Raw genomic sequence first — 17,693 nt, forward strand, 5'->3', positions numbered from 1 at the left:
TTATTGGATGAGAACAGAAAAAACTTTTAATTGAAGAGTTTGATCATGGCTCAGATTGAACGCTGGCGGCAGGCCTAACACATGCAAGTCGAGCGGTAACAGAGAGTAGCTTGCTACTTTGCTGACGAGCGGCGGACGGGTGAGTAATGCTTGGGAATATGCCTTTTGGTGGGGGACAACAGTTGGAAACGACTGCTAATACCGCATGATGTCTACGGACCAAAGTGGGGGACCTTCGGGCCTCACGCCAAAAGATTAGCCCAAGTGGGATTAGCTAGTTGGTAAGGTAATGGCTTACCAAGGCAACGATCCCTAGCTGGTTTGAGAGGATGATCAGCCACACTGGGACTGAGACACGGCCCAGACTCCTACGGGAGGCAGCAGTGGGGAATATTGCACAATGGGCGCAAGCCTGATGCAGCCATGCCGCGTGTGTGAAGAAGGCCTTCGGGTTGTAAAGCACTTTCAGTCAGGAGGAAAGGGTGTGTTTTAATAGAGCATATCTGTGACGTTACTGACAGAAGAAGCACCGGCTAACTCCGTGCCAGCAGCCGCGGTAATACGGAGGGTGCGAGCGTTAATCGGAATTACTGGGCGTAAAGCGTACGCAGGCGGTTTGTTAAGCGAGATGTGAAAGCCCCGGGCTCAACCTGGGAACTGCATTTCGAACTGGCAAACTAGAGTGTGATAGAGGGTGGTAGAATTTCAGGTGTAGCGGTGAAATGCGTAGAGATCTGAAGGAATACCGATGGCGAAGGCAGCCACCTGGGTCAACACTGACGCTCATGTACGAAAGCGTGGGGAGCAAACAGGATTAGATACCCTGGTAGTCCACGCCGTAAACGATGTCTACTAGAAGCTCGGAGCCTCGGTTCTGTTTTTCAAAGCTAACGCATTAAGTAGACCGCCTGGGGAGTACGGCCGCAAGGTTAAAACTCAAATGAATTGACGGGGGCCCGCACAAGCGGTGGAGCATGTGGTTTAATTCGATGCAACGCGAAGAACCTTACCTACACTTGACATACAGAGAACTTACCAGAGATGGTTTGGTGCCTTCGGGAACTCTGATACAGGTGCTGCATGGCTGTCGTCAGCTCGTGTTGTGAGATGTTGGGTTAAGTCCCGCAACGAGCGCAACCCCTATCCTTAGTTGCTAGCAGGTAATGCTGAGAACTCTAAGGAGACTGCCGGTGATAAACCGGAGGAAGGTGGGGACGACGTCAAGTCATCATGGCCCTTACGTGTAGGGCTACACACGTGCTACAATGGCGCATACAGAGTGCTGCGAACTCGCGAGAGTAAGCGAATCACTTAAAGTGCGTCGTAGTCCGGATTGGAGTCTGCAACTCGACTCCATGAAGTCGGAATCGCTAGTAATCGCGTATCAGAATGACGCGGTGAATACGTTCCCGGGCCTTGTACACACCGCCCGTCACACCATGGGAGTGGGTTGCTCCAGAAGTAGATAGTCTAACCCTCGGGAGGACGTTTACCACGGAGTGATTCATGACTGGGGTGAAGTCGTAACAAGGTAGCCCTAGGGGAACCTGGGGCTGGATCACCTCCTTATACGATTTAGAACTTATTTGTTCGTAGTGTCCACACAGATGATTGTTAAGCGCTGGAGTGGTGACATCCGCAACTGGGATTTACCAGAAAAAGTGCACCTAAACCCCGAACGTGAAATCGTCAACGTGGAGAGTGCATAACGTAGTGATCGCGACAACTAGTTTGACAAACACCGGTTCGCACTTAACGGGATTGTTGTTATATGCTCGATAAAAGCACAATTCAACAATCTCGCCAAAAGAATCTGGGTAATTTGCAGATGTGTAATTAATCCCAGTAATTTTACCTGTTTTACTCTCAAGTGGAATATCTCTTAAATCGCCATGCAGTATAGGAAATAGGGACGATGACAAACCACCGGCAGAGCTTAATACTAGCATCCTGCTTGGTTACTTCTCTTTAGTTATACAGAAATCAGCGGCGAATGTTTGACTGCTTAAAAATAGCGAAGACATTAGAAAAGCGGCAATGGATATTTTCTTCATTAAAAATTCCTTATTATAATTGAAGAGTTCTTCATTTTTGGTTTTGTACCTTTTTAAATTATTTTAATGAGACAACATTGTCAATGTAATAAGAATAAATCATTCAGCCTAGTTAGATAGGGTCATACTATGTATTGGGTATTTGTACATTTAAGTATCCATTTTTAATTGAGCAGTTTTTAAATTCAAATGAGAGAGCGTCCAACTAAATTTGCAAAAACCATTACTAGATTAACTCGCTGAGCTTATGTTTATAAAGCAGAGCACTTCAAATTTTTGAGGGGGTTATCGTATAGAGTGTTTGTCGGCTATGAGGGGGAGCTCGTGTCACCTTCTAGTTGCCATCTAGCTAATTAAAAGTTGAGTGCAGTAAAACATAGGCTTTGACCTTTAGAAAATATCATCTTGTTGCAATTTCATCCTTGGTTTACTTTCTGAGCTGTGTAAAACTAGGCAGGTTAATTTAGAAAATCAGGTGACATGAATGTCGAATATAAAAGCTTGGAAACTTATAAGCCTGTTTTGTTTGATAAGCTTGCTTATGGGCTGCCAATCGAAAGAAGAGCAGTTGCAACAAACAATTCAACAATCTATTGCTAAAGCTGAAATTGAGTTAAATGAACTCGGCAAAGCATTGGATAATGGCTCAATTCGTAATGCGACACTATTGAGTGAATATGCACGTATTATCGCAAATGAAAAACCGGAGTTATCACAGGTTGCATCTGTTATAGCACAAGACGCAACTCAAAAAGGTGCACTTTATGCTGGCCTGACACAGCGTCTTACCGATATAAAAAGCACTTATTTAATCCCTCCTTATGAAGATTCTTTACAAAATTTAGATTTGTTGCGCGATGCCGTCAAACCTACTTTGTTTGCTGATGCATTGACTGATCCGATTAATATGCTTGCTGATATGTCAGGGGGCTCTTTAGCACGAGTTGGAGCAATTAGCCAACAGGCTGAAGGCGTTGGTGAAGGTAATCAGCTAGTCGGCAATCCTAACTACGGCAATTGGCAGACTAACAGTAACGGAATTAGTTTTTGGCAGTGGTACGGCATGTATCGTATTTTAGGTGATGTGTTTGATCGCGTTGAATATGGTAGCTGGAGTAAACGTCGTAAATATAGTTATTACAGTGATTATGGGCGCTCACGCTACTCTAGTCCCAAGCAAATTAAAGCGCAAACTGCGGTTGAAACCCGCACCAGACAATCATATCAACGCCAAGGTAAGCAATTCTCAAGCCCGTATGCTTCTAAAAAGACAGGTGCATCAGGGTTAAGTCGCAGCAGTTATACGCCACCTAAAAGCCGTAGTAGTTATAGCAAAGGCTCTGGAACGGTGAGAAACAGCAATAATAGAACCTCTCGTGGCGTAAGTCGCGGTAAGTAAACGGCTATTTAAAGAATTAGTGTTGGAGTGTAAATAATATGTACGAATTTAATGGAATAACAATGTGGTCACTACAAGCGATAGCGATCGATTTCGCAATTATTATCGCTTTATTTGTGAGTCTAAAATATATCAAAGGCTGGGTATCAAACTTACACGCGAATGATGAAATTACAGAGCGCGATAACTTTGCGTTTGGAATTAGTTTTGCTGCTGGTTTAGTTGCATTGGCCATTGTTTTAACTGGTGTAAGCAGTGGCTCATTTGCTGCAACGCTACAGCAAGAAGCGCTGCAAATGACGGCTTACGGTTTATTGGCAATTACCCTAATTAAGTTAGGGCACTTTTTTCAGGATAAAGTGGCTTTACGAAAAGTTAGCTTACATGATGAGATAGTAAAAGGTAATGTCACAGCGGCAGTGATTGATTTTGGCCATGTTGTGAGTGTTGCAATTGTCATCCGTTCTGCACTATTTTGGGTCGCAACAGATGGTTGGTATGGACTTCCAATTGTTATTGCTGCATTTGTGATTGGTAGCATTGTACTTTTGTTAGTAAGTCAGTATCGAGTGCAACTGTTTAAGCGTACAAATCGCAGCGGCGATTGTTTGCAGCAGGCTATTGTAGATGGCAATTTGGCTGTTGGGATTCGTTATGCTGGTTTCCTAATCGGTAGCGCACTTGCGATTACTGCTGCAACAGGTATTGCACCGTATGTTGCTGATAATATTAGTGCTAGTTTGCTTTACTGGGCTGTAAGCGCAATGATAAGCCTGCTTGTATTTATAGTGTTACATCTGATCACAATCAAAATTATTCTATCAGGTTGCGATATTTCAGATGAAGTTAACCGTCAGAAAAATGTAGGCGTAGCGGCTATTTCAGCAGCGGTATCGTTTGCTGTTGGTGTTACCATGGCTACATTACTAGGCGCATAAAACTTGTCACATTCTAAGCAAAGCCCAAGTAAGTACGCCTTACTTGGGCATGATTTTTTATTAATTACTGTTATGGCCGTACTTGCCGGGTGTGGCCTTATATATGAATATCTTTTGTCGCATTATGCCGGGCGTGTATTAGGCTCTGTTGAAAGTGCTATTTATGCGATGATTGGCACCATGATTGTTGCTATGGGGATCGGTGCATTTTTAGCGCGCTGGTTTAAAGATGCGTTTACCGCTTTTGCATGGCTAGAGAGTTTGATTGCACTTGTTGGTATGGGTTGTATTTTAGCAATAGCGAGTATCATTGCTGTAAGCTATTCATTACCTCATATTTTTTCTGAGATATTCAATTTACCTGCCGATACCATATTAAATGGTTATGTGTTCCAACAGCTTCAAGATTGGTCTCGATTTTTACCCTATGTGTTTGGCCTATTACTTGGTTTATTGATTGGTATGGAAATACCGTTAATAGCGCGTATTCGTCAGCACGTTTATGGCCGCTTTTTAGAAAATAATGCAGGCACTATCTATGGTGCAGATTATATTGGTGCCGGTATTGGCGCGGCTATTTGGGTGAGTATCATGCTGTCTATGCCGATTATGCAAGCAGCCGCATGGACCGCTTTGTTTAATATTATTGCAGGGCTGGCATTTTTATGGCGTTATCACACCCATGTACGTTTCGCCAAATTATTACTTGTATGCCATATCCTTTTGCTCGTGCTATTTGCTTTTATTTTAGTGCTTGGCAGTAGCTGGATGAAAAATTTAAGTAACGTATTGTATAAGGATAAAGTTATTTATTCTGAAGCGACTAAATATCAGCACTTAGTACTCACAGAGCGTTTAAGCCTTAATCAGCCAGAGCCTATTACAGATCTTTATTTAAATGGACGTTTACAGTTCTCTAGTGTTGATGAGCAGATTTACCACTCTATGTTAGTTTATCCTGCGATGTTGGCTTCAAACCGTCATGATAATATTTTGATTGTGGGTGGTGGCGACGGTTTAGCATTAAGAGATGCACTAAAATGGCCCGTTAAAAAAGTTACTTTAATTGACTTAGATGGACAGCTACTTGATTTATTTGGTTATCCAAGTGATGAGTTTATTGCACCTGCTGAGATCACTGCACGTTTAAGTAAGCTTAATAATAATGCGATGTTAGATCCGCGAGCTAATATCATTGTTGGTGATGCATTCTTAGAAGTCGAGCGGTTGCTCGGTGAAGGGGAGCGCTTTGATACTATAATTATTGATTTACCGGATCCAAACCATCCCGACTTAAATAAAATGTACAGTGATTATTTTTACAATCACGTGCGTCAACTGCTAGCTGCTGATGGGGCCATGGCAGTGCAGTCAACGTCACCGTACCATGCTAAAAACGCATTTTTAAGCATTGGTAAAACAGTGAAAGCAGCTGGATTTAAGCATGTTGAGCAGTATCAGCAAAATATTCCGTCTTTTGGTCAGTGGGGCTGGACGATTGCAACAACCGCAGGGAAACCTGCCAGTGCCAGAATTAGCGATATAAAAACGCTACCTATTGCTTCTAGGTGGATCAGTCAAAAATATTTATTGGCTTCATTTGTGTTTCCAAATCATTATTTTGAACAAATAAATGATATTGAAGTCAATCAATTAGGCACAGGTACTTTGTATGATTATTACCGAAGTGCGTGGCAGGTAGAAAGCGAATTATACAAAAATTAATAAAACATGGTTGACATAATATGTCGCCCGTGCGAATCTTAACTCAGACATAATATGTCAAACGACAAAAAGGCACAGACATGGAATTAAACGAACTTTCAATAAAATTAGCGGCTTTTGAAACTGAAGGCGCTAACTTTGAATCTTTCTTGATTGCCAATCCAGGTGAGCAGGATGTGTTACAAGTCATTGTTGATGGAAATGATGAACTTCCAATTTTTGTTACGCAAACACAAGAGCAGTTATTATGTATTAGCTACTTGTTTGACGAAAATGAAGTTAAAAGTGAATTACGCAACGAATTAAACGAAACATTACTACGTTTAAACGTGCCAATTCCGCTGAGTGCATTTGCTAAAATCGATAACAAATACGCGATTTTTGGTGCACTGTCGGTAAACTCATCATTAGATGATGTTACCCACGAACTAGTGACATTAGCAGATAACGCTATAGATGCACTAGAAGCCGTGACTTTGTATTTAAATGATTAATAGCTAGTTAGTGGAGTTAAGATTATGAGTATTTTGAAAAAATTATTTACAGCAGTACGTGGCGGCGCTCGTGAAGCAGGCGAAGCAATTGTAGATGCAAATGGCATCCGTATTTTTGAGCAAGAAATTGCTGACGCGCAAAATGCTCTCCACCGCGCTAAGAAAAGCCTTACGGAAGTAATGGCTAAAGAAATGCAAACTAAGCGTAAAATTAGCGCTGTAGATGCATCAATCGCTGAACATGAAGCATATGCAGGGCAAGCGCTTGAAAAGGGCAACGAAGCGTTGGCGCTAGAAATTGCAGAAAAAATTGGTGATTTTGAAGCTGAGAAAGCTGAAAACGAACAAGTATTATCGGGTTTTAGTAACCACATTGTTGCCCTTAAGCAGCAAGTTAAAGACGCTGAGAAATCGATCAAAGAAAATCAACGTCAGCTTACTATGGTTAAGACGACTGAAAGCGTTCAACAAGCGACAATGGCTGTTAACAGCACGCTAAATACAAACAGCTCGTCTATGACGTCGGCTCGTCAATCTTTAGAGCGTATTAAGCAACGTCAGCAAGATCGTAGCGACCAGCTTGGTGCAGCTAAACAGCTTGAGTCTGATGTAAACGGCGATGATCTAAAAGCAAAAATGGCTGAAGCAGGCATTGGCGATTCAAGTCCAAAAAGCGCTGATATTTTAGCTCGCATTAAAGCGAAGCAAAATAGCTAATATTTACGTCCATATTTTAAAAAGGTAACCAGGCTTTCGGCCTTGTTGCCTTTTTTGCTTAAAGGCAGTCTCCTATGTTTAATTTTTTTAAATCTAAAAAAGAGCCAGAGCGTCAGCTTAATCATGCCAGCGAACTTAAAAAAGGCGACATGTTTAGCGTTATTGATTCGTTTGCTTACCCTTCGTGGTTAAAAGGCGAAACATTGCGTGTTATTGATATTCAAACGTATCAATATCAGCACAGCAGTGATACTGAATTTGTACTTGAAACAAACAGTGGCCAAGTTGTTTTTTTACAAATTGAGCAAGACGATGGTGAGGAGTGGGCTAACTTCTCAATAAAGATTCAGCGCGATGAAGTTGAAGAGATTTTTGGCTTAGATGAGTTTTCGCGTATTTTTGATGAAGATTCACTGACACAAATTGATGTACAAAATACACCTGAGCGCCACATGCAGTTTTTAGCTAAAAGCTATCAACAAAGTGAGTCGCCTTATGTTTGTTATTTTCATAATAAAGATTACCGTGGTCAAACCTTGCCTCGTTATGAGCAAGAAGGTGGTGAACCATGTGAGATGATCTGTTTAGCATCGCCCGATGAAGGCTTTGGCTTAAATATTGAAATTTGGGATGGCGGTGAAACAGAGGTATCACTTACGCTTACGCGTCCAATGAGTGATATTGTTGATTTGTTTCCTGGAGACGCAAAGTGAGTGATGCAAAGGCTAAATGGCAGCGCCAAGAGCAAGCGGTTAGAGCAACCCAAATGGCCTTTGATTTAAGCAGTGAAGTACAAAAATCGATAAAAAAACAAGCGATTGACCAAGAACTGACACCATCAGATATGATCCGTAAAATTTTGGCTCTTGATGTAAAATCAAAAAAGACGCGGCAGCGATTGTCGTTTAATCTTAATGACGAAGAGATCGCCTTACTTGCAGATCGTTTTGGGGTTGCAGTCGATGATAAGCGCGCAGTAAAACAGCAAGTTGCTGAACTGTTAATTGCACACACAAGTAAGCGCTAAGCTTTGCCTTATTGAATTTAAGCCCTTACACTGAGGGCTTAAATTATTAAAGAATGAGCTGCCGTGAATATACTGTTAATCGCCTACCTACTAATATTTGCTTTATTTGGTACTGCAGCAAGTTATTTTGTACGATTTATTTATGCCTACTGGATAAAAAAACAAATGCCAGTACAGTATATTTTTAAGGCCGGGGTTTGCATCGTGGCGGTTGTAGTGATTTCCTCATTGCTTCCATTAATAACATAGTGAATACCATATTATTTCAGGTCAAAAGACTGGCACCGCTGAGCAATGCATAATGCTTGAATAGGTAAAATCGGTAAGCAATCACTTAATCCGTTCGCTTTATTTTCAGCCGTTTCTTGTGCAGTAATTTGACGTGCTAATTGCTCTGCTTTTTCTTGTGGCGTTTGTAACGTTGAATAGACTACATACCGACTCGGCCCACCGCAGGCACGTTGCCCGACTTCAAGCACTTTACATTGAAAGCTGGCTGTACAGTTATTTTCTTGGATCAACTCACCCAATGCTTTGTTAGATTTAGATAAATCTACATTATTATTTTTTGAAGAGTCAGCAGTATTAGCACAGCCACTGAGCATCAGCAAACCAGTTGCGGTAGCTAATAATTTAGAATAAGAAAAACGGCTCATACTATTATCCCTTAATAAACACTTGCTGCAGAGCCTTCAAGTTTAACACATTTATTTTCAATGCATTGAGCACTTGGTTCAGTTAGGTGTTGGCAAATACTTATCATACCCGTTTGCGCATTAAATTGGCTTTCTAATGAAGTGACTTGCTTTGCTGATGCGAGCACTTCTTGCTCATCGGCTGATTTAGTTGAATAAGCAACATAGCTACTCGGGCCGCCGCAAGCACGACTGCCAATAGCTAATATTTTACACTGAGTATGGTCATCACACTGTGGATCGCTAATTAAATCTTTTAACTGTTGGTGAGCGATACTAAGACTTTCTTTGCTGGCTACAACGTTTGTTAGTGGGTCTACTTTAGTTGTTTGATTGTCTTTAATAAGGGCTGCGGGAGCTGGGCTTAGTTGAGCGTGCTCTGAAGTGTCAGAGTTTTCAGCCACAGAGTTTGTAGTGTTAGAACCTGATGTACCAGCATCTGAGCATGCAGATAAACATAACGGCAGCAAAACAGCGATAAGAGATAAGCGCATAATAACCTTCACAGTGATGAACAAGTAATCACCATCATACACTTTGCAGATTACACAGCAATAAAAACTATGGCATTCAAAGGTTAAACCCGTCGCTGTGGACGGGTTTAATATTTTTTATAGCCCGCCTTGAGTTAACTTTGCGGGGTTAAGTAAAGTTTCCAGCTCGCTACGTGATAGATCTGTTTCTTGTTCGGCAATATCGAGTATTGGGCGACCTTCTTGGTATGCTTGTTTGGCTATTTTAGCGGCTTTAGCATAGCCAATTACAGGGTTAAGTGCGGTTACTAAGATTGGGTTTTTAGCGAGTGCTTTATCAATATTAGTTTGATTAACTTTAAAAGAGCGGATTGCTTTATCGGCTAAGGCTTGGCTACTATTTGCTAGCAGTTCGATACTTTGCAAAATGTTATAGGCGATCACAGGTAGCATGACATTGAGCTCAAAGTTGCCTGATTGGCCTGCAACTGTAATCGTTGCATCGTTGCCAATCACTTGTGCGCTGACCATAGCAGCCGCTTCAGGGATCACAGGGTTTACTTTGCCTGGCATAATTGAAGAGCCAGGTTGTAATGCTTCTAACTCTATTTCACCAAGGCCCGCCAACGGGCCGGAATTCATCCAACGTAGGTCGTTAGCTATCTTCATTTGTGCGACGGCAAGTACTTTTAATTGCCCCGATAAAGCAACAATCGCATCTTGCGATCCAATATTATAAAAGAAGTTTTTACTCGGTGTAAAACGTACGCCAACATTGGCGCTGAGGTTTTTACAAAATTGCTCCGCAAAGAGAGGATCAGCATTTATACCAGTGCCAACTGCAGTGCCGCCTTGCGCTAAAGCTGACACGCCGTCTAAGCTGAAGCGAATACCCGCCATCGCAGTATCAACTTGATGTTGCCACGTGCTAAGAGTTTGCGCGAATGTAACTGGCATGGCATCCATCAGGTGGGTACGGCCAGTTTTGACAATGTCACCCACTTCAGATTTTTTACGCTCTAGCGTTTGTGATAACTGATCTAGCGCCGGGAATAATTCATACACCACGTTTATAACACTGCTCACCGCAATGGTTGTGGGGATCACGTCATTAGAGCTTTGGCCCATATTTACATCATCGTTAGGATGAATAACTTCATCACCATAACGACTTGCCAGTGTTGCAATTACTTCATTCGCATTCATGTTGGTACTGGTACCTGAACCAGTTTGAAACACATCAATAGGGAAGTGCTCTAAATGTTGACCATCAATGATCTCTTGGCATGCACGTTCGATTAACAGTGCTTTATTTTTACTTAAATGACCAAGTTCGTTGTTGCTTTGAGCTGCGGCTTGTTTGATGTACGCAAGAGCAGTAATAAACTGTTTTGGCATTACTAAGTCGCTAATGCGAAAGTTATTTACAGCTCGTTGAGTTTGCGCTTGATAAAGTGCTTCTGTAGGGACTTGTAGTTCGCCCATGCTATCTGATTCGGTTCTAAATTCGCTCATAAAAGCTCCTAGAAAGGGTTGAATTCGTGACTGAGAATACGGGCTTCACGCTCTAATATGAGGTATTTCCCGGTACTATTATGGCTTCTATAAAAGCGCTTTAACGCCAGTAAAGGTTTATACAGTTGCTCTAAACATTGCTTACGAATGGCACAATGAATTAAAGAGTCGCACATTTTGTTGAGGATTTCATGAAAAGTACGTCTTAGATAGAGCTCTTGTAATAGCATGCTATTATTTTTTTCGTAATAGCGTGCAGCACTCAAACCAGCTTCAATATAATTTGCAACTAACGCGGGAGCATGTAGCCCCGGACGTTGACAAACACATTTCATTTGCTGTTGATAATAAAGCATAGCTTGATGTTCATGCATAAGAAAACCGATTAACTGTAACGATAATTGTTATCATTACAGTTAATCGGTTTCGGTGCAAGTCACAAATTGTAAATAATGACAGGAGGCGAGTTGTTTAATTATAGCCAAGGATAAATATTTGGTCGGTTTCATGTGTTAATGCCTGATTTTTTTGTGATAGTAAATCAATTACAGTAGCACGTTCATCGCTGCCTAGTTTATCAGTCACTGGTTTTTCACTTGCTGCAACTGCAACTGCAGCGTCTAGAGCGGTGTAAGGGGATATATACATAGTTTTCTCCATTTAGTTGATTCGATTAAGAGAGTGCATAACCCATACCATGATTAAATCTTTTTTTACTACATTGAATATTAAAACATTTACTTTAAATGTGGTTTTTTTGCGCGACATTATGAAGGATATTTGTTTTACTTGGAGGCATAATTTACCAATATTGGTGCACTGCAATATGATAAAACCTTTCTCACAAGCCTGCGAAAACAATAAGAGCCCAATATTACGTGGCATCATACCCCATTTGGCGCATGCTGAAAGCGTACTCGAAGTTGGCTCTGGTACGGGTCAACATAGCGTGCATTTTGCTGCGAATTTGTCTCATTTACAATGGCACACCAGTGATCGCCTTGTGAATCACAATGGCATTAAACAATGGGTTGATGAAGTGCAGCTGAGTAATTTACACGCCCCCATTGAGCTAGATTTAAATAATCCATGGCCTGTAAGTACCGTTGACGCAATCTATACCGCCAATACTTTGCATATCGTGAGTAAACCATTGGTTGAGCAATTTTTTACTGGCGTGAGCAAGCATCTAGTCGCAAAAGGCATTGTGTGTATTTATGGACCGTTTAAATACAATGGCGCTTTTACTAGTGAAAGTAATCAGCGCTTTGATGAGTTTTTAAAGCAGCAAGATGAGCAAAGCGGCATTCGTGATTTTGAATGGGTACAGCAATTAGCCGTAAAAGCAGGTTTAACGTTTGTTGAAGATATCGCTATGCCTGCCAATAATCAGTTATTAATTTTTAAACGTCTGCTTTAAAAGGTAATAACTCAGCGCACTGTTGGTGATAGATATGTATATGTTGGCGTTCACGTTGTAAGTAATCTGCGATTGCAGGGCGAAAGTTGCTATCTATCACATTATGCACTGAGTGGGTAAATACTGGGGCAAAACCACGGGCTATTTTGTGCTCGCCCTGCGCACCTGAGTGAAAGCAGCTAAGTTGGTGCTTAATACAATACTCAATACCTTGGTAATAACAAAGCTCAAAGTGCAGGCAGTCTACTTCTTCAACGGCTCCCCAATAGCGCCCATATAATGTGTCATTGCTTTTAAAGCTCAGCGTTGCCGCAATGACTTCACCATCATGTATTGCGTGCATGATCACCAGTTGTTCGGCCATTAAGGCATGCAGTAAAATAAAAAAATCATGGTTTAAATAGCCCATGTGGCCAGAGCGCTTTAAATAAGTCCGTTGGTAAAACTCACAAAACTGGCTCATCACCTCTACAGTGATTTGTTCGCCCTGTAACCAGTTAATAGTTATATTTTGCTGTGCTATTTTACTGCGCTCTTTTTTTAAAGCTTTACGCTTACGTGCGGTCAGATGCTGTAAAAAATCATCAAAAGTAGCGTAGTTTTGATTTTGCCATTGAAACTGCACACCAGTACGATGCATGCCTTGATGAGAGGTGAGATGTGATACTTGCTGCTGTGTGCAAAAGTTAACGTGCCAGCCAGACCAACCTTGTTGTTCACACTGGCTTGTTAAAAGCGCAGTAATGTATTGATATACTTGATCTGGTTGCGCATGGTCAATCGCTATACGCTGCCCTTCAATAGGGCTAAATGGAGAGCCCGATAACCATTTAGGGTAATACTCTAGGCCATGCTTTTCATACGCCTGCGCCCACGCCCAGTCAAACACATATTCACCATATGAGTGGCTTTTTAAATAACCGGGGGCCAGTGCCACCAAAATATCATTTTGATAAATAGCTAAATGTTGTGGTTGCCAACCAGTCGTGGCTGATACGCATTGGCTTTGTTCTAATGCAAATAAAAACGCATGGTTCGTAAAGGGATTATCGGTAAAAAATTGCTGCCAAACGCCAGCCTCAATCTCACTAATGCTGGCAAGCCAGCGGTGACTAAATGTGGTCATTATTGATTACCTTGAAAGCCTTCAACCTGCTTTATAAACTGTTTTATATAATGTGCTTGCTCAGTAAAATAAGGGTTATAAGTGAGGCGTTGAAAGGTTGGAAATGCGGCAATGTTTTCAGCAGTACGCTCGCCAATATTAGGTGTTTTGGTTGTTTTACACAGCTTATATAATGCATCGTCATCAAGATAACTACCGCAATTACGATAAACATCAGCTATGCCATAATAAGGGTTGTTTGGTGAGTTAACGACGGCGATATGGGAAATGCCATGAATGTTTTTACAGGTAGAACTTTTGCACTGCGGGTTTAATAGTGTGTAATCATCGGGAAAGTCACGGGTGATTTTTGTTGCATCACCATAATAAACCAAGGTATCTAAACGGTTAGCTGGGCGTGCTTTTACATCGTGTAATGCCGTTAATAACTGCAGCGACGCACGAGTATCTATCGTGGTATCGACATCACTCATCACTGAAAAAATAGGCAAGTTTGGTAATGGCCGTTTTATTAATGTTGATAACGCGATAGAGTGCATTGCATCATCGGCGGCGGTTGCTGCATTAAATGGAAATGACTCATATTTTGCAAAATCAATATCGGCATCTTTATCTATCCAGTTAATGAAGGGAATACGGTCAATCCACTTGGCAAGCCAGCCATTTTTATTATGTGGTTCTGTCGCGGGTGAAAACAGCATAAGCGCTTTTATTTTCGAGTCAACTGGTTGCACTGTTAAGTAATTAAGTAAAAGTGCGGCACTCGTAGAGTAGCCCCCTAAAATCACCTGATCAAAATCTTTAACTGTGCGCTTGATTGCATAAGCTGTTGCTTGCTGCCATTGCTTGGCGTTTATATTACTTAACGCATCAGCGGCAGTGCCGTGACCGGGTAATAATAAAGTTCGAACTGTATAGCCTTGTTGAAAGTAAATTTGGGCTAGATCGTGGTAGGTAAATGGCGAATCAGTGAGCCCGTGTATTAATAACACGGCTTTATGATTGTTATTTTGGCGTAATTCAAATGGCGCTATCAAATCAACAATATTTGGTGTGCTTGTTCGCTGTTGTTGTTTAACTAGGTGTTGATAGGTGTCAGTAAAAATAGGGCAAGGCATAGATGCACGTGGATTTTTAGCTAAAATATATTGATATGCAAACGCTAAATAATCACTAAATGCGAGATCCGTTTGATACGAAAAATCGGTAGCAGGGCGGCTACTTTCAAACCTTAACAGGCCTTGTTGTTTACTTTTCATAATATAACTTAGATCCGCTAACTGATTAATACAGTTAGTTTGAGCGAGAGTAATATTAGAGGTGACAAGTAAAGTAAGGGTTAGCAATATTCCATTAAGGCTCATAAACATCTACATAGTTGGTTAGGCACTCGGTTAGCTTATCGAGTTCGAGAGGTTTTGCAAGGTGTTGATTAAACCCAATGGCTAATGCATGAGCTTTATCTTCAGGCATTACATCTGCTGTTAATGCAATGATTGGCAATTGTTCGGCCGTTTTAATTTTACGAATTAAGCTTGTTGCTTGGTAGCCATCCATAATGGGCATTTGGCAATCCATGAGCACTAAGTCAAAATCATGCTCTTGAACTTTGGCGACAGCAAGCTCACCGTTTTCAACAATTATGGGGGTGATTTTAAGAGCGCTCAGCATTGCTTTTATGACCAATTGATTGACTTGATTATCTTCTGCCACCAATATTCTTAGGGTGCTTAAATCAACATTTTCCTGAGTTTTTTGCGGTTTTTCTATCGGTGCACATATATTCAGTAACACGGTAAAAGTAAATGTAGAGCCCTCTCCTTTAGCACTGCTTAGTGTTATATCGCCAGCCATTAATAAGCTTAATTCCTTTGCAATTGCTAGGCCTAAACCTGTGCCACCAAAGCGTCTTGATGTTGAATTGTCGGCTTGTGTAAATGCATCAAAAAGCTTGCGTTGATCAGCAGGCTCTATACCAATACCAGAATCTTTAATGATGATGGTTATTTGCATACGAGTATCATCAACTTGTTTGGCAAGCGCGCTGACACTCACTTCACCTTCAGCGGTAAATTTTATTGCATTACTGCATAGGTTTAATAATATTTGCTCAACACGCATAGCATCGCCTTCAAACCAGATGTTTGTTGGCAGTTGATTGTTCATAGTCCAGTTTATTTTTTTATTGTGTGCACTTTGTTCAAACATAGTATTAATACGATCAAGTAAGTTATTTAAATCGAATGGGCTTAATTCCAGTGTTAATTTTTGTGATTCAATCTTAGAAATATCCAGCACATCATTGATAAGGCTTAATAGTGATTTAGACGCTAAATTTATTTTCTGAAGGTAGCCATTTAATGTTTTAGCGTCATCATCTTTTTTTGCCAGCGTCGAAAAACCAATAACAGCATTAAGTGGAGTGCGAATTTCGTGACTCATATTGGCGAGAAAGCGACTTTTAGCTTGGTTTGCTAAATCAGATTGCTTTTTAGCGCGTACTAATGAGCGTGTGCGCTCGGTAACTAAACGCGATAATGCAATATGTTGATGGTTGAATAATAATAAAACCAGCAAAATAAGTGTACTCACTACCACTTGTAGAATAAGCAAAAACAACGTTAAGTGATTTGCTTGGTGAGGTATAAACTCATCTTTTATTGCTAGTTGTAAATGCCATACTTGTCCTGAAAAACTAATTTTTATAGTGGTAAAATCATCACCGATTACAGTTGTATTTTTATTTCCTAGATAGAAAGGGGTGTCTGCTTGATCTTCAAATAAAGCAATATTAAACATATTGCTTTGCTCATCATTAATCGCTTGATCAATAATATTTCGAACTAAAAAAACACCTGTTGCATAACCTTTTATTGGATCATCTTGTGTACCTTGCTGATAGACAGGTGAAAAAAGTAAGTAAGCTGGCGCTGGCTCTTTGGTTTGGACGAGGTTTATTATTTGAGTGCCAACGGGCTGATATTTGATATTAGGATCGAGTAGCGTGGCACGACGAGCTGGATTAGAAAATACATTTAGGCCAAGCGCGGAGCGGTTCCCTTCTAAAGGTGCGATATATTTTACAACGACTAAAGGATCGTCTGAAGCAAGGGGCTCACCTTTGACTTTCACGTCAGTTTGATAAATCTCAGCAAGGTCTTTGCGTAAATCATCGACTCTTGCCTGAGGTACTTTTATATTCCAAGACAGGGCTTTAATAAAGGTGTGTTGAGCAAGTAACTCAGCTGCATAGTTATGAAATTCTTGCTGACTTAAATTTGGGGATGCTTGCATTTGGCTTGCTAAGCTTTGTACAGCAATTTGGCTACGGTTTAGATATCTAAATAAACTATTTTCAATTACTTGTGCCTCGCGTTTTGCAATTTGTAAGGCATTTGATTTACTTTCTTGATTGTATAGCTTAGTTGTTGATGCGACCGAAATGAACAGTATGAAACATACAAAAACTGTAGGTAGGGGGGTTACATAGTGTTGTTTAAATTTAGGTTGTAATAGTGCGAGCAAAGCAGGGGTTGTTATAAGAACCCCAAGTGCATCACCTAACCACCAGTAAGTCACATTTTGCCAATGATTAACCATGCTGTATGCCGGATTAAATGCACTAAGTGCAAAAACACCAATATTAGCTGATATAAGGCTTACGGCAATACCAACAACCGCAATAAAATAAATGATTGCTAAGCGAGTTTTTAAATACAGAGGGTGGCCTAACCAGTATCTTAAGATTGCAGCACCAGTGATCCCTTGCAATACAGCCCCGCAGCCAATTAAAAGTACTTCATTAAGGGTGTTGCCGATTAAAGCATTTTCGCTTATTGGGCTATCACCAATACTTAAATTAAATGCAACTGAAGCAATAAATAGAGCAGGAATAAAGCGCCACCACCAAATAAAGCAGCCGACTAAAGCAATACCTGCAGGGATCCAAATCGGAATAACTTGAGATTGAAACGCAAAGTTAGTTAGTAGCTTACCGATAATAAAATAGGCGAGGGCAAAAAGCACATAAAAGCAAAATGAACTGGATGTTGAACGAAATACTTTCACATGTTTCCTTATGAGTCATTATTTACAACAGTTTATTGAGTA

18 protein-coding genes and 1 rRNA gene are annotated in these 17,693 nt (G+C 40.9%); 10 read left to right on the top strand and 9 right to left on the bottom strand.

Going from position 1 to position 17,693, the window contains the following annotated elements:
* Positions 1–27: 27 nt before the first annotated feature.
* A 16S ribosomal RNA gene (locus tag ACJJVX_RS04080) occupies positions 28–1,569 on the top strand.
* Positions 1,570–1,667: 98 nt separating this feature from the next.
* Here ACJJVX_RS04080 and ACJJVX_RS04085 read toward each other — a convergent pair.
* Positions 1,668–1,949: a hypothetical protein gene (locus ACJJVX_RS04085; protein WP_405630324.1), complete on the bottom strand. Its 282-nt coding sequence runs from the start codon at positions 1,947–1,949 to the stop codon at positions 1,668–1,670.
* Between the two features lie 589 nt (positions 1,950–2,538).
* On the opposite strand from ACJJVX_RS04085, the gene ACJJVX_RS04090 reads away from it, so the two are divergent.
* The 8 genes from ACJJVX_RS04090 to ACJJVX_RS04125 all read left to right on the top strand — a co-directional run bounded on the left by ACJJVX_RS04090 (position 2,539) and on the right by ACJJVX_RS04125 (position 8,603).
* On the top strand, positions 2,539–3,453 hold the full coding sequence (locus tag ACJJVX_RS04090; protein ID WP_054206821.1) for a hypothetical protein: 915 nt from the start codon (positions 2,539–2,541) through the stop codon (positions 3,451–3,453).
* Positions 3,454–3,491: 38 nt separating this feature from the next.
* Entirely contained in the window at positions 3,492–4,391 is a 900-nt protein-coding gene (locus ACJJVX_RS04095) for a DUF350 domain-containing protein (RefSeq protein ID WP_054455984.1), read from the top strand.
* Between the two features lie 72 nt (positions 4,392–4,463).
* Positions 4,464–6,116, top strand: a complete 1,653-nt coding sequence (locus ACJJVX_RS04100; RefSeq protein WP_405630448.1) for a polyamine aminopropyltransferase — start codon at positions 4,464–4,466, stop codon at positions 6,114–6,116.
* 80 nt (positions 6,117–6,196) lie between these two features.
* Positions 6,197–6,610 carry a YjfI family protein gene (locus ACJJVX_RS04105; RefSeq protein WP_054206818.1) on the top strand — a complete coding sequence of 138 codons (414 nt, stop codon included), beginning with the start codon at positions 6,197–6,199 and terminating at the stop codon, positions 6,608–6,610.
* Positions 6,611–6,634: 24 nt separating this feature from the next.
* Entirely contained in the window at positions 6,635–7,327 is a 693-nt protein-coding gene (locus tag ACJJVX_RS04110; RefSeq protein WP_054206817.1) for a PspA/IM30 family protein, read from the top strand.
* Positions 7,328–7,401: 74 nt separating this feature from the next.
* Positions 7,402–8,040, top strand: a complete 639-nt coding sequence (locus ACJJVX_RS04115) for a DUF4178 domain-containing protein (RefSeq protein ID WP_054206816.1) — start codon at positions 7,402–7,404, stop codon at positions 8,038–8,040.
* Positions 8,037–8,354, top strand: coding sequence for a hypothetical protein (locus ACJJVX_RS04120; RefSeq protein ID WP_054206815.1), 318 nt, complete (start codon positions 8,037–8,039; stop codon positions 8,352–8,354). Before ACJJVX_RS04115 ends, ACJJVX_RS04120 begins: the two co-directional genes overlap by 4 nt.
* Positions 8,355–8,417: 63 nt before the next feature.
* Positions 8,418–8,603, top strand: a complete 186-nt coding sequence (locus ACJJVX_RS04125; protein ID WP_082355731.1) for a hypothetical protein — start codon at positions 8,418–8,420, stop codon at positions 8,601–8,603.
* 11 nt (positions 8,604–8,614) lie between these two features.
* On the opposite strand, the gene ACJJVX_RS04130 is transcribed toward ACJJVX_RS04125, so the two are convergent.
* The 5 genes from ACJJVX_RS04130 to ACJJVX_RS04150 all read right to left on the bottom strand — a co-directional run bounded on the left by ACJJVX_RS04130 (position 8,615) and on the right by ACJJVX_RS04150 (position 11,685).
* Positions 8,615–9,010 carry a hypothetical protein gene (locus ACJJVX_RS04130; RefSeq protein WP_054206814.1) on the bottom strand — a complete coding sequence of 132 codons (396 nt, stop codon included), beginning with the start codon at positions 9,008–9,010 and terminating at the stop codon, positions 8,615–8,617.
* Positions 9,011–9,021: 11 nt separating this feature from the next.
* Entirely contained in the window at positions 9,022–9,543 is a 522-nt protein-coding gene (locus ACJJVX_RS04135) for a hypothetical protein (RefSeq protein ID WP_054206813.1), read from the bottom strand.
* A 117-nt stretch (positions 9,544–9,660) separates the two neighbouring features.
* Positions 9,661–11,037 (bottom strand): lyase family protein, encoded by a 1,377-nt coding sequence (locus tag ACJJVX_RS04140; RefSeq protein WP_054206812.1) that lies wholly within the window; start codon positions 11,035–11,037, stop codon positions 9,661–9,663.
* 8 nt (positions 11,038–11,045) lie between these two features.
* Entirely contained in the window at positions 11,046–11,411 is a 366-nt protein-coding gene (locus tag ACJJVX_RS04145; protein ID WP_054455978.1) for a hypothetical protein, read from the bottom strand.
* A gap of 97 nt (positions 11,412–11,508) precedes the next feature.
* The gene (locus ACJJVX_RS04150) at positions 11,509–11,685 is read right to left on the bottom strand and encodes a hypothetical protein (protein ID WP_405630328.1); all 177 of its coding nucleotides are present in this window, start codon (positions 11,683–11,685) and stop codon (positions 11,509–11,511) included.
* A gap of 178 nt (positions 11,686–11,863) precedes the next feature.
* Here ACJJVX_RS04150 and ACJJVX_RS04155 point away from each other — a divergent pair, with 178 nt between their 5' ends.
* Positions 11,864–12,457, top strand: coding sequence for a DUF938 domain-containing protein (locus tag ACJJVX_RS04155; protein WP_054206811.1), 594 nt, complete (start codon positions 11,864–11,866; stop codon positions 12,455–12,457).
* On the opposite strand, the gene ACJJVX_RS04160 is transcribed toward ACJJVX_RS04155, so the two are convergent.
* The 3 genes from ACJJVX_RS04160 to ACJJVX_RS04170 form a co-directional block, all read right to left on the bottom strand.
* Entirely contained in the window at positions 12,441–13,583 is a 1,143-nt protein-coding gene (locus tag ACJJVX_RS04160; protein ID WP_054206810.1) for a GNAT family N-acetyltransferase, read from the bottom strand. The genes ACJJVX_RS04155 and ACJJVX_RS04160 overlap by 17 nt on opposite strands.
* Entirely contained in the window at positions 13,583–14,842 is a 1,260-nt protein-coding gene (locus tag ACJJVX_RS04165; RefSeq protein WP_331458722.1) for an alpha/beta fold hydrolase, read from the bottom strand. The genes ACJJVX_RS04160 and ACJJVX_RS04165 overlap by 1 nt, the downstream gene beginning before the upstream one ends.
* Positions 14,843–14,936: 94 nt before the next feature.
* Positions 14,937–17,651 carry an ATP-binding protein gene (locus ACJJVX_RS04170; RefSeq protein WP_405630332.1) on the bottom strand — a complete coding sequence of 905 codons (2,715 nt, stop codon included), beginning with the start codon at positions 17,649–17,651 and terminating at the stop codon, positions 14,937–14,939.
* Positions 17,652–17,693 lie beyond the last annotated feature (42 nt).

Source organism: Pseudoalteromonas sp. Ld20 (assembly GCF_045064175.1).
GTDB classification, from domain to species: domain Bacteria; phylum Pseudomonadota; class Gammaproteobacteria; order Enterobacterales; family Alteromonadaceae; genus Pseudoalteromonas; species Pseudoalteromonas neustonica.

Coding starts and splice junctions, on each gene's coding strand:
- ACJJVX_RS04165 (WP_331458722.1), bottom strand. CDS start 14,842: ATGAAAAGTAAACAACAAGGCCTGTTAAGGTTTGAAAGTAGCCGCCCT.
- ACJJVX_RS04135 (WP_054206813.1), bottom strand. CDS start 9,543: ATGCGCTTATCTCTTATCGCTGTTTTGCTGCCGTTATGTTTATCTGCA.
- ACJJVX_RS04140 (WP_054206812.1), bottom strand. CDS start 11,037: ATGAGCGAATTTAGAACCGAATCAGATAGCATGGGCGAACTACAAGTC.
- ACJJVX_RS04090 (WP_054206821.1), top strand. CDS start 2,539: ATGTCGAATATAAAAGCTTGGAAACTTATAAGCCTGTTTTGTTTGATA.
- ACJJVX_RS04110 (WP_054206817.1), top strand. CDS start 6,635: ATGAGTATTTTGAAAAAATTATTTACAGCAGTACGTGGCGGCGCTCGT.
- ACJJVX_RS04100 (WP_405630448.1), top strand. CDS start 4,464: ATGGCCGTACTTGCCGGGTGTGGCCTTATATATGAATATCTTTTGTCG.
- ACJJVX_RS04095 (WP_054455984.1), top strand. CDS start 3,492: ATGTACGAATTTAATGGAATAACAATGTGGTCACTACAAGCGATAGCG.
- ACJJVX_RS04085 (WP_405630324.1), bottom strand. CDS start 1,949: ATGCTAGTATTAAGCTCTGCCGGTGGTTTGTCATCGTCCCTATTTCCT.
- ACJJVX_RS04145 (WP_054455978.1), bottom strand. CDS start 11,411: ATGCATGAACATCAAGCTATGCTTTATTATCAACAGCAAATGAAATGT.
- ACJJVX_RS04155 (WP_054206811.1), top strand. CDS start 11,864: ATGATAAAACCTTTCTCACAAGCCTGCGAAAACAATAAGAGCCCAATA.
- ACJJVX_RS04160 (WP_054206810.1), bottom strand. CDS start 13,583: ATGACCACATTTAGTCACCGCTGGCTTGCCAGCATTAGTGAGATTGAG.
- ACJJVX_RS04105 (WP_054206818.1), top strand. CDS start 6,197: ATGGAATTAAACGAACTTTCAATAAAATTAGCGGCTTTTGAAACTGAA.
- ACJJVX_RS04150 (WP_405630328.1), bottom strand. CDS start 11,685: ATGTATATATCCCCTTACACCGCTCTAGACGCTGCAGTTGCAGTTGCA.
- ACJJVX_RS04115 (WP_054206816.1), top strand. CDS start 7,402: ATGTTTAATTTTTTTAAATCTAAAAAAGAGCCAGAGCGTCAGCTTAAT.
- ACJJVX_RS04130 (WP_054206814.1), bottom strand. CDS start 9,010: ATGAGCCGTTTTTCTTATTCTAAATTATTAGCTACCGCAACTGGTTTG.